This is a genomic window from Saccharopolyspora elongata (genome assembly GCF_004348985.1).
Taxonomy (GTDB): domain Bacteria; phylum Actinomycetota; class Actinomycetes; order Mycobacteriales; family Pseudonocardiaceae; genus Saccharopolyspora; species Saccharopolyspora elongata.
In genome coordinates this window covers 20,713-36,087 of the sequence record NZ_SMKW01000040.1, presented here as the reverse complement: position 1 = coordinate 36,087, position 15,375 = coordinate 20,713, and the positions used below count along the sequence as shown (strand labels likewise).

9 protein-coding genes are annotated in these 15,375 nt (G+C 69.6%); 1 reads left to right on the top strand and 8 read right to left on the bottom strand.

Annotated features, from left to right (window positions below):
- Positions 1-83: 83 nt before the first annotated feature.
- The gene (locus tag E1288_RS26810) at positions 84-812 is read right to left on the bottom strand and encodes a GNAT family N-acetyltransferase (RefSeq protein WP_235883831.1); all 729 of its coding nucleotides are present in this window, start codon (positions 810-812) and stop codon (positions 84-86) included.
- 484 nt (positions 813-1,296) lie between these two features.
- Between E1288_RS26810 and E1288_RS26805 the strand changes: the two genes are divergently transcribed.
- Positions 1,297-1,929 (top strand): putative quinol monooxygenase, encoded by a 633-nt coding sequence (locus E1288_RS26805; RefSeq protein WP_132489738.1) that lies wholly within the window; start codon positions 1,297-1,299, stop codon positions 1,927-1,929.
- A gap of 225 nt (positions 1,930-2,154) precedes the next feature.
- On the opposite strand, the gene E1288_RS47190 is transcribed toward E1288_RS26805, so the two are convergent.
- The 7 genes from E1288_RS47190 to ald form a co-directional block, all read right to left on the bottom strand.
- Positions 2,155-2,331: a DUF6104 family protein gene (locus E1288_RS47190; protein ID WP_010304877.1), complete on the bottom strand. Its 177-nt coding sequence runs from the start codon at positions 2,329-2,331 to the stop codon at positions 2,155-2,157.
- A gap of 370 nt (positions 2,332-2,701) precedes the next feature.
- A complete protein-coding gene (locus E1288_RS26800; protein ID WP_235883835.1) occupies positions 2,702-6,331 on the bottom strand; it encodes a multifunctional oxoglutarate decarboxylase/oxoglutarate dehydrogenase thiamine pyrophosphate-binding subunit/dihydrolipoyllysine-residue succinyltransferase subunit in 3,630 nt (1,209 codons plus the stop codon).
- Between the two features lie 661 nt (positions 6,332-6,992).
- Positions 6,993-10,658: an ABC transporter ATP-binding protein gene (locus E1288_RS26795; RefSeq protein ID WP_165968273.1), complete on the bottom strand. Its 3,666-nt coding sequence runs from the start codon at positions 10,656-10,658 to the stop codon at positions 6,993-6,995.
- A gap of 412 nt (positions 10,659-11,070) precedes the next feature.
- The gene (locus E1288_RS26790; RefSeq protein WP_235883830.1) at positions 11,071-11,928 is read right to left on the bottom strand and encodes an ABC transporter permease; all 858 of its coding nucleotides are present in this window, start codon (positions 11,926-11,928) and stop codon (positions 11,071-11,073) included.
- Complete coding sequence (locus tag E1288_RS26785; RefSeq protein WP_132489732.1) at positions 11,925-12,890, bottom strand: ABC transporter ATP-binding protein; 966 nt, start codon at positions 12,888-12,890, stop codon at positions 11,925-11,927. The genes E1288_RS26790 and E1288_RS26785 overlap by 4 nt, the downstream gene beginning before the upstream one ends.
- 152 nt (positions 12,891-13,042) lie before the next feature.
- Positions 13,043-13,591, bottom strand: coding sequence for a hypothetical protein (locus E1288_RS26780; RefSeq protein ID WP_235883829.1), 549 nt, complete (start codon positions 13,589-13,591; stop codon positions 13,043-13,045).
- 416 nt (positions 13,592-14,007) lie between these two features.
- Positions 14,008-15,123, bottom strand: coding sequence for an alanine dehydrogenase (gene ald, locus E1288_RS26775; RefSeq protein ID WP_132489730.1), 1,116 nt, complete (start codon positions 15,121-15,123; stop codon positions 14,008-14,010).
- Positions 15,124-15,375 lie beyond the last annotated feature (252 nt).

Here is a 15,375-nt window from a genome sequence, read left to right as displayed (position 1 = left end):
AACCTTTCTGTCATTTGCGGGGCTATGCGGTGCCGGCCCACCGAATCGCCGTGATCAAGACCCAGGATCGACGAGGCGGGCCGCTAGTAAAGGATCGATGGCAGATAGGCCCCGGACGGCTCGTTGTAGAGCCCGATGGTCATCAGCGTTGTCACCATGCGGATTCGAAGACCGTGGTTGAGACACCACTGCACGAGGTGGCCGTTCCGGGCGGGGAGCAGGAAGCCGGGGCCGCTGAACTCGGTCGCCGCAGCGATGAGCGCCAGCAGGCCGTCGTCGGTTTCTGCGACCGAGTGCGCGAAGAAGCCCACGCCTGTCGTGTATCCGGTGATCCGCCCGTCGTGTTCCACCACCTGGGCAGCGCCTCGGGCCAGTGCGTCGCCCACCTCGCCCGCGCGGTCGTGGCCATGCACGTCGCGGCAAACGCGGTTGCACTCGTCAAGATCGTTGAACGTCGCCGGCCGGACGACGTAACCGGGCAACGTGCCGCCGACTGGTTCCCCTTGCATGTTCAGCACGGGTTCGCGGATCTGGAAGCCGAGCTTGGCGTAGAGGCTCAGCGATCGGTTGTGATAAGCCGCCTGCAGAAGCCGCACGCCGGGGAAGCCCTGGCGCTCCGCACGCCGCATCACGTCGATCATCAGCTGCCGGCCGATGCCCGAATCCTGCACTCCAGGGGCGACGGTGATGGGACCGATGCCCGCGATGGCAGAACGCTCGTCGAGAAAGTTGCTACCGACGACCTTCCCGTCGAGTTCTGCTACGACGGAGTAGAACCTCGGGTGTGACAGCAGGCCGCGCAGCGCGGTCACCCCTACTTCCGAGGAGGGGAAATCGGGCGGAAAGCCGTGCTCGTGGGCGAGGGCGGCGAAGGCGTCGTAGCAGATCCGCCCGCAGGCATCGGCGTCCCCGGATTTCCCCACCCGCAACACGGCTTTCGTCGCGAACCCGGACGAACCGTGCGTCTGCGGTGAGAGCGTCGACATGGCTACCTCCAGACGCACGAACGGCGAGCCCCAGAACCTGTCCGTCTGCGAACGGCGCGGCCCGGCGATCCCAGTACAAGGCGGAGCAGCTGATTCGGACAGGGGCTTTCGGCGCGGAGCTCTCTGTCGCGAAGCAGCGGCAACCCGATCACGGAGATGACCGGCTGCTCATCTCCCGATGCCTGACGCGCCTCGGCGAGGGAGGGAACCTTCCTGCCACCCACGGCGGTCGGCGGGCGGCGACGACTTGACTTCTACCTAGGTCGAGGTTCGAGGATCGTGTCGCAGCCGATGATCACGAGGAGGCCCGATGACGACCGGCCACGCCGAAATGCCCGACATCACCCGATCCGACGTCGGCACGATCCTGGTCAGCCCGTGGATCGTGGGCACGCCGCAGCGGCAGCGCGCCGCGGTGGACTCGACGATCGCGGAATGGCGCGTCGCGCCGTGGCCGCCGGCGTTCCTGTCGTTGAACTGCTTCGTGAGCGACGACGGCGCCAAGGTGCTGAACTACGCGCAGTGGACCGACGACGACGCCCACCGCGAATTCGTCCGGGCCTACCGGCCGGCGCTGGTCCGCGGCATCGACGAGGCCGTGCCGGGCATCGAACGCCCCGGCCTCGTCAGATACCGCCTGCACAGCAGCGTCGTCGCAGCAGAGCCTGGTCGCGGCGATCTGGTCGCGGTCTTCACCTACGACACCGAGAACATCGAGCAGGCGCGGCAGCTGGCCGACGATGCGCGCGGCCGGATCACGCCCGAATTGCCGCCGGGGCTCATCGCCGCGCACTTCCACATCAGCGTCGACGGCACCCGGGTGCTGATCTACGAGGAATGGGCCGATGAGGCCGCGGTCGCCGGCAGCACCCACCACCTGGAAACCGCCGCCGCCGGCGATCTCTACCGGCTGCACCGCAGCCTGACCCGCTACCGGGCCTGACGGGGGAGAGCAAGGGAACCTTCCTGTCACCAACGTGCGGGACGTGCGGTGGGGTGGCAGGAAGGGAACCTTTCGATCATTCGCCGGCCCACGGCCGTGGCAGGAAGGGAACTTTCCTGTCACCGGCAGGCCGGCGCTTGCCTTTTGGAACGGCCCGGGGCGAGAGGATGGGAACCTTTCTGTCACCAACCGGTCGCCCCGGTGCTGGTCGAACCTCGGCGCTGGTTACTCGTCGTCGGCGTCGTCGCGGGCGAGGAACGTGGCGAGGCGTTCGGTGGCGTCCTCGAAGTCGGGGTTGAGGTCGACGAACGCCCGCATTCGGTCGGCGACCCAGGCCAGCGTGACCTCGTCGTCACCGCGACGATCTTCGAGTTCCTCAATGCCGCGGTCGGTGAAGTACACCGTGTCCTCCTAGTTGTTTCCGTCCGTGACCGGTGCGATCGGGATTGGCAGAACAGCAGAGTACGAAACGCAATTCCGGCGGCGGCGGGAACCGCCCCGAATGGCGGGAAGGTGCTCGTGCTTGCGAAGTTCCGGGGCCGAACGCCACAAGGCCGGAGCAGGACTCTAATCCGACCCGGCCGACCGAATCGAGCCGGGACTGTGGAGCAGGGGAACCTTCCTGTCACCCCCCCGCCGCGGGGCTCGCGGTGCGGCAGCCGGATCCGACGGTATCCAGCGCTCGCCGCACCGAGGAGCGTTTTCGGCTGCAGCCGCAAAAAAACGGGCCGCCGGTTCCGGGAGGGAACCGGCGGCCCGCTTCAGCCGTGGATCAGGCGAAGGCGTTGCGCACGACCTCGGCCTGCTCGACCTCGTGGACCTTGGCCATACCGGTGGCCGGGGCGGCCATCGGACGGCGCGAGACCCGCTGGAGCTTGCCGACCAGCTGCGGGAACAGCTCCGGCAGGGCCAGGCCGAGGAACGGCCACGCACCCTGGTTGGCCGGTTCCTCCTGCGTCCACCGGATCGAGGTGGCGTTCGGGTACCGCTCGAACAGCGCGCCCAGCTTGCGGTGGGGCAGCGGGTACAGCTGCTCCAGCCGGACGATCGCGGTGTCGGTGATGCCCTCCTTGTCGCGGTGCGCGGCCAGCTCGTAGTAGAGCTTGCCGGTGCACAGCACGATGTTGCGCACGTTGGCCGGGTCCGGCTGCGCCGGGTCGTCGATCACCGAGGTGAACTTGCTGCCGTTGGTGAAGTCCTCGACCGGGCTGGTCGCGGCCTTCAACCGCAGCATCGACTTCGGCGTGAACACCACCAGCGGGCGGTGGATGTTGTCCAGCGCGTGCCGCCGCAGCAGGTGGAAGTAGTTCGCCGGCGTCGACGGCATCGCGACGGTCATCGAACCCTCGGCGCACAGCTGCAGCCACCGCTCGATGCGGGCCGAGCTGTGGTCCGGGCCCTGGCCCTCGTGGCCGTGCGGCAGCAGCATGACCACGTCGGACCGCTGGCCCCACTTGGCCTCACCGGACGAGATGAACTCGTCGATCACCGACTGGGCGCCGTTGAAGAAGTCACCGAACTGCGCTTCCCACAACACCAGGGAATCCGGGTTGCCGACCGAGTAGCCGTACTCGAAGCCCAGGGCCGCGTACTCCGACAGCGCCGAGTCGTAGACCAGGAACTTCGCCTGGTCGTCCGACAGGTTCTGCAGCGGCGTGTACTCGGCGTTCTCCTTGCGGTCGATGAGCACCGAGTGCCGCTGGCCGAACGTGCCGCGCCGGCTGTCCTGACCGGTCAGGCGGACCTGGCGGCCCTCCATGACCAGCGAACCGAACGCCAGCAGCTCGCCGAACGCCCAGTCGATGCCGCCCTCGCGACCCATCTTGGCGCGACGCTCCAGCACCGGCTTGACGCGCGGGTGCGGGGTGAAGCCCTCCGGCAGGTTGATCTGCGCCTCGGCGATGTGCTCCAAGGTCTCCTGCGAGATCGCGGTCGCCAGTCCGCGCGGCACCTGCTGCTCGGACTCCACCGACGGGCTCGGCGACGGCGGGTGCTTCTCCAGCTCGCGGACCTCGTTGAACACGTGCTCCAACTGGGCCGCGTAGTCCTTCAGCGCCTTCTCCGCCTCTTCGACGGTGATGTCGCCGCGGCCGATCAGTGCCTCGGTGTAGACCTTGCGGACGCTGCGCATCTTGTCGATCGCGTCGTACATCTTCGGCTGCGTCATCGACGGGTCGTCGCCCTCGTTGTGACCGCGGCGGCGGTAGCACACCATGTCGATCACGACGTCCTTGCCGAACGCCTGGCGGTACGCCACGGCCAGCTTCGCGACCCAGACGCAGGCCTCGGGATCGTCGCCGTTGACGTGGAACACCGGGGCGCCGATCATCTTCGCCACGTCGGTGCAGTACTTGCTGGAGCGCGAGTGCTCCGGCGCGGTGGTGTAACCGACCTGGTTGTTGACGATCACGTGCACCGTGCCGCCCGTGCGGTAGCCCCGCAGCAGCGACAGGTTCAGCGTCTCGGCGACCACGCCCTGACCGGCGAACGCGGCGTCGCCGTGCAGCAGCACCGGCAGAACGGTGAAGCCCTCCTGGCCCTTGTCCAGGATGTCCTGCTTGGCGCGGACGATGCCCTCGAGCACCGGGTCGACGGCTTCCAGGTGCGACGGGTTCGACGTCAGCGACACCTTGGTCTCGCCGTCACCGAACATCCGGAAGTACTTGCCCTCGGCGCCGAGGTGGTACTTGACGTCGCCGGAACCGTGCGCCTGGCCCGGGTCCAGGTTGCCCTCGAACTCACGGAAGATCTGCGAGATCGGCTTGCCGACGATGTTGGCCAGCACGTTGAGGCGGCCGCGGTGCGGCATGCCGATGACGACCTCGTCGAGCTCGTGCGCCGCCGAGGTGTCCAGCACCGCGTCCAGCAGCGGCACCACGGTCTCGGCGCCCTCCAGCGAGAAGCGCTTCTGCCCGACGTACTTGGTCTGCAGGAAGGTCTCGAACGCCTCGGCCGCGTTGAGCTTCGACAGGATGTACTTCTGCTCCGACGGCTCCGGCTTGGTGTGCGGCTTCTCGACCCGCTGCTGCAGCCACTCGCGCTCGTCGGGCTCGAGGATGTGCATGTACTCGACGCCGACGGTCCGGCAGTACGAGTCGCGCAGCACGCCCAGCACGTCGCGGAGCTTCATGTGCTCCTTGCCGGCGAAACCGCCGACCGCGAACTCCCTGTCCAGGTCCCACAGGGTGAGGCTGTGCGACAGGACGTCGAGGTCCTCGTGCCGCCGCTGCCGGTAGTTCAGCGGGTCGATGTCGGCCATCAGGTGGCCGCGGGTGCGGTAGGCGTCGATCAGCTCGAGCACGCGGGCGGTCTTGTCCACCGCGCCCTCGGGGATGTCCTGCGTCCAGCGCACCGGCTCGTACGGGATACGCAGCGACGCGAAGATGTCGTCGAAGAACCCGTCCTCGCCCAGCAGCAGCTGGTGCATCTTGCGCAGGAAGTCACCGGACTCGGCGCCCTGGATGACCCGGTGGTCGTAGGTGGACGTCAGCGTCACGATCTTGCTGATGCCCATGTCGACCCGCGCCTTTTCGCTGGCGCCCTGGAACTCCGCCGGGTAGTCCATCGCGCCGACGCCGATGATCGCGCTCTGGCCCTTGGTCAGCCGCGGCACCGAGTGGTTGGTGCCGGACGGGCCGGGGTTGGTCAGCGAGATCGTGGTGCCGGCGAAGTCGTCGGCGGTCAGCGCGTTGTTGCGGGCCTTGCGGATGATGTCCTCGTAGGCCTGCCAGAACTGCTGGAACGTCATGTCCTCGCAGCCCTTGATGGAGGCGACCACGAGGTTGCGCGACCCGTCCTTGCCCGGCAGGTCGATGGCCAGGCCCAGGTTGATGTGCTCCGGCGTGACGGCCGCGGGCTTGCCCTTGGCGTCCTCGCCGTAGTGGCGGTTCATGTTCGGGTAGTCCCGGACCGCCCGGACCAGCGCGTAGCCGATCAGGTGCGTGAAGGAGACCTTCCCGCCCTTGTTCCGCTTGAGGTGGTTGTTGATGACGATGCGGTTGTCGAACAGCAGCTTGGCCGGCACCGCGCGCACGCTCGTCGCGGTCGGCACGGTCAGCGACTGATCCATGTTCTTGGCGATCGCAGCCGCGGCCCCGCGGAGCGTCTTCACATCGCCTCCGGCCTGGGGCTCCTTCACCGGAGCGGCCTTGGCGGCCTGCTGCGGGGACGGCTTGGGCGCGGCGGCGGGCTTGCTCGCCGGGGGCGCGGTCGCAGCGGCGGCCGGCGGGACCTGACCATTGGTCTCACTCGGGCGCGTCGCGGTGGCCGTGGTCGTCGGGGCCGCTGCAGCGGCGGCAGCAGCGGTGTTCTCGGTGGCTGCCTGGCCCGGCTTGTAGTCGGCGAAGAATTCGTGCCACGCCGAGTCTACGGAAGTGGGATCGTTGAGGAACTGCTCGTACATCTCCTCGATCAACCACTCGTTGGGGCCGAACTGTGACGCAGGGCTGCTGGACACGGCTGGCGTTCGCCTCGATCCATATGCTCGTGATTTACAGACACACTCAGGTACCAGGCTAGCGGTCCGATTCGCGCGGTTGACACACAGGACGGCCGTTCGGCCGACGAGGTCGGTCACAAAATCGATCAGGAAAGCCCAGCTCGCGGGGAACGGGCCCCGTCCGGGACGGACGAACGATCATCGACCGCACTTCGGCATGCACCACTCAAGATCGGCGTTGCTCGGTACTACTCCATCCGGGTTGTCGTCCGACACCAGTATGACGTTTCACCGACACGCTGTGTTCCCTCTCCGGTAACGGACATTTGCGAAGTTCGGGCCTCGGTGGCACTCCGGCCCCACTGGTCCCGAGCAGGTGTGACGACAGGCGGCCGCGGTTGCGGAGCGTGTCTGAAATGTGCCTTTCCGTGTACGCGAGTGGGCGGCGTTGCGCGGTTCGGTGGCAGAAAGGTTCCCTTCCTCACACCGTAGGGCCATGCGATGACAGGAAAGTTCCCTTCCTCTCAATCCGCAGCGGCACGGCAGGCCGGTGGATGGCAGAAAGGTTCCCTTCCTCACGTCACAGGGCTCGGCGGTGACAGGATGGTTCCCTTGCTCACATCGGTCAGGCGATGTTGGTCGCGTCGATGTCCCGCTCGCCCGGTGCGCTGTCCGCTGCCCGCCACAGGCGTGCGTAGTGGCCGTCGTCCGCGAGCAGTTCGGCGTGGCTGCCCTGCTCGACGATCCGGCCGCCGTCGATGACCACGATGCGATCGGCGCGCGCCGCCGTGGCGAGCCGGTGCGCGACGACGAACGTCGTGCGCTGCGCCGCCACCCGGTCGTTGGCCGCGACCACCATCGACTCCGTCGCCGGGTCGAGCGCGGCGGTCGCCTCGTCGAGCAGCAGCACATCGGGGTCCACCAGCTCGGCGCGCGCCAGCGCGACCAGCTGCCGCTGACCCGCCGAGAGGCCCCGCCCGCGCTCTCCCACCTGCTGCCGGAAGCCGCGCGGCAGCATGGCGATCCCCGGCAGCGCCCCGACCGCCCGGGCTGCGGCCTCGACCTCCGTCGGATCGGCGTCCGGCTGCGCGTAGGCGACGTTGCTGGCGATGTCCCCGGTGAACAGGTGGCCTTCCTGCGGGACGACGGCGAGCCGCTGGTGGAACGCCGCGAGGTCGTAGCGGCGGATGTCCTGCCCGTCGATCAGCACCGCGCCGTCGGTGGCGTCGTAGAACCGCGCGATCAACTTGATCAGCGTCGACTTCCCGGCACCGGTCGCCCCGACCAGTGCCACGGTCTCGCCGGGCCGCACCCGCAGCGCGATGTCGCGCAGCGCGAACTGCTCCGTGCCCGGGTAGCGGAACGACACCGACCGGAGCTCGACGCCCCCTTCGAAACGCTCCGGCACGGGAGCGGGATCGGCTGCGGCGGGCACCGAGGTGGGCGTCCGCAGCAGGTCCCCGATCCGCTGCAGCCCCACCTTCGCCTGCTGGTAGCCGTCGAACACGCCGGACAGCTGCTGCACGGGCGAGAAGAACAGCCCGAGGTAGAGCAGGAACGCGACCAGCACGCCGGCGGTCAGGTCGCCCGACGCGACTCGCGCCGCGCCGACGCCCAGCACCGCCGCCTGCGCGATCTCCGACAGCAGCGCGACGAACGGGAAGTAGGTGGCGATGTAGCGCTGGGCGCGCAGCCTGGACCGCCGGTAGGCGTCGCTGCGCTGCGCGAACACCTTCGCGGCGTGCCCCTCGCGGCGGTGCGCCTGCGCCACCCGCATCCCCGAGACGTTCTCCTGCAGGTCGGCGTTGACCGTGCTCACCCGCTCGCGCGCTTCGGCGTAAGCGGTCGACGAGACCTTGCGGAAGATCACGGTGGCCACCAGCAGGAACGGCAGCACCGCCATCGCCACGAGCGCCAGCGAAACGTCCGTGACCAGCAGCGCGCCCGCGATGCCGAACAGCGTCAGCACGCTGACCACGAATGTCGCCAGCCCGGTCTGCAGGAACGTCGACAGCGCGTCGACGTCCGTGGTCATCCGGGTCATGATCCGGCCGGCGAGCTCCCGCTCGTAGTAGTCCAGCCCGAGCCGTTGCAGGTGCGCGAAGCTGCGCAAGCGCAGCAGGTAGAGCAGCGTCTCGCCGGTGCGCGCGGTGATGACGGTCTGCAACCTGACGACCAGCCAGCCCGCCGCGACGACCACGACGCCCAGGCCGGTGGCGACCCACAGCGCGTCGGTGTGGCCCGAGCCCACCCCGCCGTCGATGCCGTGGCGCACCAGCGACGGCAATGAGATCGACGTCAGCGCGTCCCCGGCCACCAGCAGCACGGTCAGCAGCAGGCCCCAGCGGATCGGCCGCAGCAGCCGGGACAGCTTGAAATCGGGGTCGGGCGCCGTGGCGTCCTCGCCGCGCAGATCGGGCTGATCGGTCGCGGGCGGGAGCTTCCGGATGCCTTCGACCAACTCGGGTGTCGGCGGCATCGTCATGCCGCCCATGCCGCGCGACCCGGGCATCGTCGCCGCGTCGGCGGCAGCCGATTCGGCGTCGTCCACCGGCGGCCAGAGTTCCGGGGTGACGCCGTCCGGGCCGGCCACGACATGGCCGTCGCTGCGGCTGTCGATCGACTCCCCAGGGCCGGCCAGCAGCGACCGGAACAGCTCGCACCGCTGGTTCAGCTCCTCCTCGGTGCCGACGTCGACGACGCGCCCCTCGTCGAGCACCGCGATCCGGTCGGCCAGCGCCAGCGTCGACCGGCGGTGGGCGATCAGCAGGGTGGTGCGCTGCGCGGTCACCGACCGGAGGGTGTCGTGGATGGCCGCCTCGGTCGCCGGGTCCACGGCCGACGTCGCGTCGTCGAGCACCAGGATCCGCGGGTTCGAGAGCAGCGCCCGCGCGAGCGCCACGCGCTGGCGCTGCCCGCCCGACAGGGTCAGGCCGCGCTCGCCGACCGTTGTGTCGTAGCCGTCGGGGAGGCTGGTGATGAACTCGTGCGCTTCCGCGGCTCTCGCCGCGGCGATCACGTCGGCCTCCGAAGCATCGGGGCGGCCGTACGCGATGTTGCCGCGAATGGTGTCGGAGAACAGGAACGCCTCCTCGAACACCACCCCGACCGCGGCGCGCAGCGAATCCAGCCGCAGGTCGCGGATGTCGTGGCTCGCGTCGCCGTCCTCGGCCGGCCCGATCCGGATGCTTCCCGCGTGCACGTCGTAGAAGCGCGGCAGGAGCAGCGAAACCGTCGATTTGCCCGAACCCGCCGGGCCCACCAGCGCCACGGTCTCGCCGGGGCTGACGCGCAGCGACGCGTCGCTCAGCACCGGCTGATCGCGGGTGTAGCCGAAGCTCGCGTCGTCGAGCCGGACCTCCAGCGGCCCGTCGGGCAGGGTCGCCGCTCCGGGTTTCTCCTGCACCTCGGGCTGGGAATCGATCAGCTCGTGGATGCGCTCGACACCGGCGCGGGCGAGCTGCGCCTGGATCATCACGCTCGACAACATCCGGGCCGGACCGGCCAGCATCGCCACGTACCCGGCGAAGGCGACGAACGTCCCGAGGCTCACCTGGTCCTGCAGCACCATCCAGCCGCCGAGGCCGAGCACCCCGACCTGCCCGGCGGAGGGCAGCGCGGCCAGGCTCGCCGCCGGTTTCGACGTCATCCTGGCAGCGCGCAGCCGCTCGGCGAACAGCCGCCGCGCGCGGCCCTCCAGCCGCCCGACCTCGCGGTTCTCCTGGCCGAAGCCCTTCACGACCCGGACACCGGTGACGGTTTCCTCGACGTGCTGCGCGATGTCCGCGGCGCGCTGCTGCGCCGACCACGTCGCGGGGAACAAGCTCTTCTTGCTGCGCGCCGAAATCACCGCGATCAGCGGCGCGACGATCAGCGAAACCACCGTGAGCAGCGGCGACAGCCACAACATCACCACGATCGCGAACAGCGCGAGCACCGCAGTACCGGCCGCCAGCGGCAACATCGACAGCAGCGAGTTGACCATCTGCAGATCGCTGATGGAGCGGGACACGACCTGGCCAGTGCGCAGCGCGTCCTGCTTCCCGCCGTCCAGCCGCTGCATCGCGGCGAACACCGCCCGGCGCAGGTCGTGCTGCACGTCGAGGGCCAGCCGCCCGGCGCTGTAGCGGCGGACGAACGCCGACGCGAACCGGAACACGCCGAGCCCGAGCAGCGCGATCACGATCCACCACAGGCGGTCGGTGCTGCGCGCGACGGCGTCGTCCACCGCCAGCTTGGTCAGCAGCGGGACCAGCGCCTCCAACCCGACCGCCGTGACGGACGCACCCATCGCCAACGTCAGGGCCACGGGGTGCCGGCGACAGGCGGCGAAGAGGCGACGGATCCAACCGCCGGAAGTCGGGCGGGGATTACCGGAGTCGCTCACCTCGCCAGGTTATGCCGCCCCACCGACCACGCAGCCCGGCCGGACGGTCGCTGTGACCCCCGCCAAACCGGGGAGGCGGTGCGAGCATGGGAACTTTCCTGTCACCACGACCGCCCAGACCGCGCCCGGTGTGACAGGAAGGTTCCCATGCTCACGTCACCGAGGGCCTCCGCTGCGTGGGGTGACAGGAAGGTTCCCATGCACCACCCACCGGGTCCTGGGTTCGGGAGGCGCTCGGTGGCCGGTGGCAGGAAGGGAACCTTTCTGCCACCGGCGCCGCAGTGACAGGAAGGTTCCCTTCCACAGGTGGTGCGCGTCAGGCGATGTCGCGCCGACGGCCGGCCAGCCAGCCGCCGGCGATGAACACGGCGGCGTAGCCGACGAAGGTGAGCAGGCTCGCCCACCACGGATGGCCGTAGCTGCCGCCGAAGAAGAAGTGCAGGATCTCGAAGATCGCCCGCGGCGTGTTCGGTTCATCGGGCCCGGCGACCGCGGAGACGAACAGCGGCACCGCCATGTTCGCCACGATGCCGTTGCCGGCCGTCCCGGGCAGGTACGGGCTGACGCCGGAGATCGGCGATCCGATCAGGACCAGCGACAGGATGAACTCGACCATGAACTTGTAGATCAGCGGCAGGATGACCGCGAGCACGGCGTTCGCGACCAGCGCGCCGAACCCGACACCCAGCACCGTCCACAGCACCATCGTCAGCACACCGGCAGCGCCGACGCTGAGCCAGTCGGCCAGGCTGCCGAAGGTGCCGAAGTCCATGCCCGCGCCCACCAGGCTGCCGAGGCTCGCGAACAGCACGTTCGTCACGCCGTAGATCAGGCCGATGCCCGAGTAGGCGAGCAGCTTCGCCGCCAGCACCGCGCCGCGCGGGTTGCCGGTGAGGTACGTCGTCGAGATGGTCCTGTTCCGGTGCTCGCCGGCGAACGCCATGGCCCCGAAGAGTCCCGCGAAGATGGTGCTGAAGTTCGTCGACATCGAAAGCGCCAGCAGGCCCAGCGGGACCGGCCGGTCGAGCTCCTGCACCGAGTCGATGAGCGCCGCCATGGGGCCGCCCAGCGAGCCCGCGCCGAAGCCGAGCAGCACCACCGGCGCGAGCATCCCCCACCACAGGCTCGTGGTGAAGATCTTGCGGAATTCCGCCTTGACGAGCGCGACCATCATGCGGTCCCCCCGAATCCGCGGGCGTCCGGCGCGGCCTGCGCGCCGTGCTGCTGGACGCCGGTGTACTGGCCGTGGGTGAGCTGGAAGAACAGCTGTTCCAGGCCGATCCGCTCGTCCTGCATCGCGTACAACGCGATCCCGGCTTCCAGCGCCAGGTCCGCGACCGTGCGGGAGTCGGCGCCGGTCACCGCGAGCCGGCCGTCCGGGACGTAGTCGACGCTCAAGCCGGCCGCGTGCAGCTTCTCGATCAGCTTGCGGGGGTCGGCGGCCTGCACGAGCGTCCGCGATCGCTGCGCGGCGCGCAGCTCGTCGAGGTGGCCGTCGAAGACGCAGCGCCCGCGGCTGATGATCACCAGCTGGTCGACGGTGTGCTCGATCTCCCGGAGGAAGTGGCTGGACATCAGGACCGTCCGGCCGCTCGCGGCGAAGGCCTTCAGGAAGTTCCGCAGCCAGGCGATGCCCTCCGGGTCCAGCCCGTTGGCCGGCTCGTCCAGCACCAGTACCTGCGGGTCGCCGAGCAGTGCGGTGGCCAGTGCCAGGCGCTGCCGCATGCCCAGCGAGAACGTGCCTGCTTTGCGCTTCCCCGCGGAGCCCATCCCGACGAGTTCGAGGGCCCGGTCGACCTGCGTGTCCGGCACGTTCATCGCGGCGGCGTAGCACCGCAGGTGGTGGCGGGCGGTGCGACCGGGGTGGAAGCTCTGCGCGTCGAGCACGGCGCCGACCACGCTCGCCGGGTTCGGCAGCTGGTGGAACGGCAGGCCGTTGATGGTGGCGGTGCCCGAGGTGGGCATGACCAGGCCGAGGAGCATCCGCAGCGTCGTCGTCTTGCCGGACCCGTTGGGGCCGAGGAACCCGGTCACCGCCCCGGGGCGGACCGTGAAGCTCAGGTCCTGCACCGCGCTGACCGGGCCGAAGCTCTTGCTGAGACCCTCAACGACGATCCGGCCACTGCCGTCGTGCACGCGCCCTCCATCGTCACCCGTTCAACCGACGGGGCCCATCCTGCCGGACAGGCCCGGGTGGTCAGGTGCGAAGGAGCGTTTTCCCAGCTTGTTCTCAGCGCCGGGCGTGGTCGCGGCCCTGCGGTGTGACGGACATCGCCACGCGTGGGCGCCTAGGGCCAGCGGATGGACCGGTCGATCACGGCGGCCCGGTAGATCGTGCCGCGATCCGCATCGAGGCGACCGGTCGCCAGCGGCGGGGCCGGGTCCGTGGTCAGGTCGGGGCGGAGGAATTCGTTGGTGTCCCAGTCGCTGGGCCCGGGGCCGGTCGAGGAGATGATCGGCTCGGGGATGACCGCGATGTCCTTCGCCTCGTCGTCCCGCCTGCGCCGCAGCCTCCGGCGCAGCGCGTCCAGACCGCTGCTGCGGGCGTGCGCGGGCTCGCCGGTGTGGTCCCCGATCAGCAGCCGGTGCGCGGTGACCCAGATCGTGCACGGCCACGGACGGCCGCGCAGCGTGCCCTGGCAGGACCGGCACCTGCCGTCCTCGGCCGGTTCGTGCTCGTCGAGCAGGGTGCGCAGGCCCTCGGTGAGCCGGTAGAGCTCGGAGCGGGCGAGCGGCAACAGCACCTCGGGTGCGTTGTCTTCGGATGCCAGATCCACCCTGTCGAGTCGGTCGAGGACAGCTTTCCGCAGCGCCGTGTCCGTCACTTCGTCTCCCACCGTCGAACGTTGCGAGTGCGTCGGTGTTGCCGGTGGAGATCGCGGAGCGGAGCACCCCGACGACCCCCATCGGGTGACATCGGCAGTCGAGGCGCACGCCTGCACACTCACCACTCGAGGCTCACTCCATCGAGTGGTTATCGATTCGGTCCGAAATTGGCGGCCGAGCAGGGGCTCGCTGCTTCGGCAAATGGGCGATCGTGGCCTACACTAAAAGTGGCGGCCTGCTCCCGGTGACCCCCAGGCTGGTTGAGCGGGCCGCCCCGTTCGGCTGTGTGAGCCCATTACCTGTTCGGTGCATTCGCGGCGACGATCCGAGAACACCTCCCAGACGGGCTCCCGCATGCGAAAACGCCGCGAGCGGGGAAACTCCCTGCCGCGCGGTGACAGGAAGGTTCCCCCGCTCGCAGGCGAGATCAGGCGAGCACGCTGCTGATCGGCGTGCTGGTCAGCCCGTGCGCCTCGGCGACCGGCTCGTTGACCAGCTTGCCGTCGTGGGTGTTGAGGCCACCGGCGAGCGCGTCGTCCGCGCGGCAGGCCTGCTGCCAGCCCTGCTCGGCGATGCGCAGCACGTACGGCAACGTGACGTTGGTGAGCGCGTGCGTCGAGGTGTTCGGGACCGCGCCCGGCATGTTCGCCACGCAGTAGAACACCGAGTTGTGCACCCGGTACGTCGGGTCGTCGTGCGTGGTCGGGCGGGAGTCGGCGAAGCAACCGCCCTGGTCGATGGCGATGTCGACCAGCACGCTGCCCGGCTTCATCTCGGAGACCAGGTGGTTGGAGACCAGCTTCGGCGCCTTCGCGCCCGGGATCAGCACGGCGCCGATGACCAGGTCGGCGGCCCGCACGGCCTGCTCGACCGAGTAGCGGTTGGACGTCACGGTGCGGATCTGGCCGTGGAAGTCGCGGTCGATCTCGCGGAGCTTGTCGACGTTGGTGTCGAGCAGCTCGACGTTGGCACCCATGCCCAGCGCGACGCGCGCGGCGTTGAGGCCCGCGACGCCACCGCCGATCACCACGACCCGCGCCGGGTGCACGCCGGGAACACCGCCGGGCAGCACGCCGCGGCCGCCGCTGGGACGCATCAGCGAGTAGGCGCCCACCTGCGGGGCGAGGCGCCCGGCGACCTCGCTCATCGGCGCGAGCAGCGGCAGCGCGCCGTTGGCCGTCTGCACCGTCTCGTAGGCGATGCCGGTGACCCCGGACTTCAACATCGCGTCGGTCAGCTCGGCGGAGGCCGCCAGGTGCAGGTAGGTGAACAGCACCTGGTCCCGGCGCAACCGCGGGTACTCCTCGGCGATCGGCTCCTTGACCTTGAGGACCAGCTGGCCCTCGCCCCACACCTCCTCGGCGGTGGGCAGCACCTTCGCCCCGGCCGCGAGGAAGTCCTCGTCGGGGATGGAGGAACCGGCGCCGGCGTTCGTCTCGACGAAGACGTCGTGACCGCGGGTGGTCAGCTCGTGCACGCCCGCAGGTGTGATCGCGACCCGGTACTCGTTGTTCTTGATCTCGCGCGGTACTGCGATCTTCACGGCGGAATCCTTTCGTCTCCTGTTGCGCACCACGATCCGCTGCCGCCGAAAGGGGCGCATCATTCCCGCAGGATGAGATTGCCCCGCGCGCTTTGTGCCCGCAGCACAAAGCCGGCTGCCACGAAGCCAACGCGCCGGCAGGGCCGGAACGGCGCGGCGAGGATGCCGGGGTGACAGAAAGGTTCCCTTGCTCGCAGCCACCCGGGCGGCCGGTGGAAGCAAGGGAACTTTCCTGTCATGCGGTGGCAGGAA

Coding starts and splice junctions, on each gene's coding strand:
- E1288_RS26805 (WP_132489738.1), top strand. CDS start 1,297: ATGACGACCGGCCACGCCGAAATGCCCGACATCACCCGATCCGACGTC.
- E1288_RS26790 (WP_235883830.1), bottom strand. CDS start 11,928: ATGATGGTCGCGCTCGTCAAGGCGGAATTCCGCAAGATCTTCACCACG.
- E1288_RS26795 (WP_165968273.1), bottom strand. CDS start 10,658: ATGGGTGCGTCCGTCACGGCGGTCGGGTTGGAGGCGCTGGTCCCGCTG.
- E1288_RS26800 (WP_235883835.1), bottom strand. CDS start 6,331: ATGTACGAGCAGTTCCTCAACGATCCCACTTCCGTAGACTCGGCGTGG.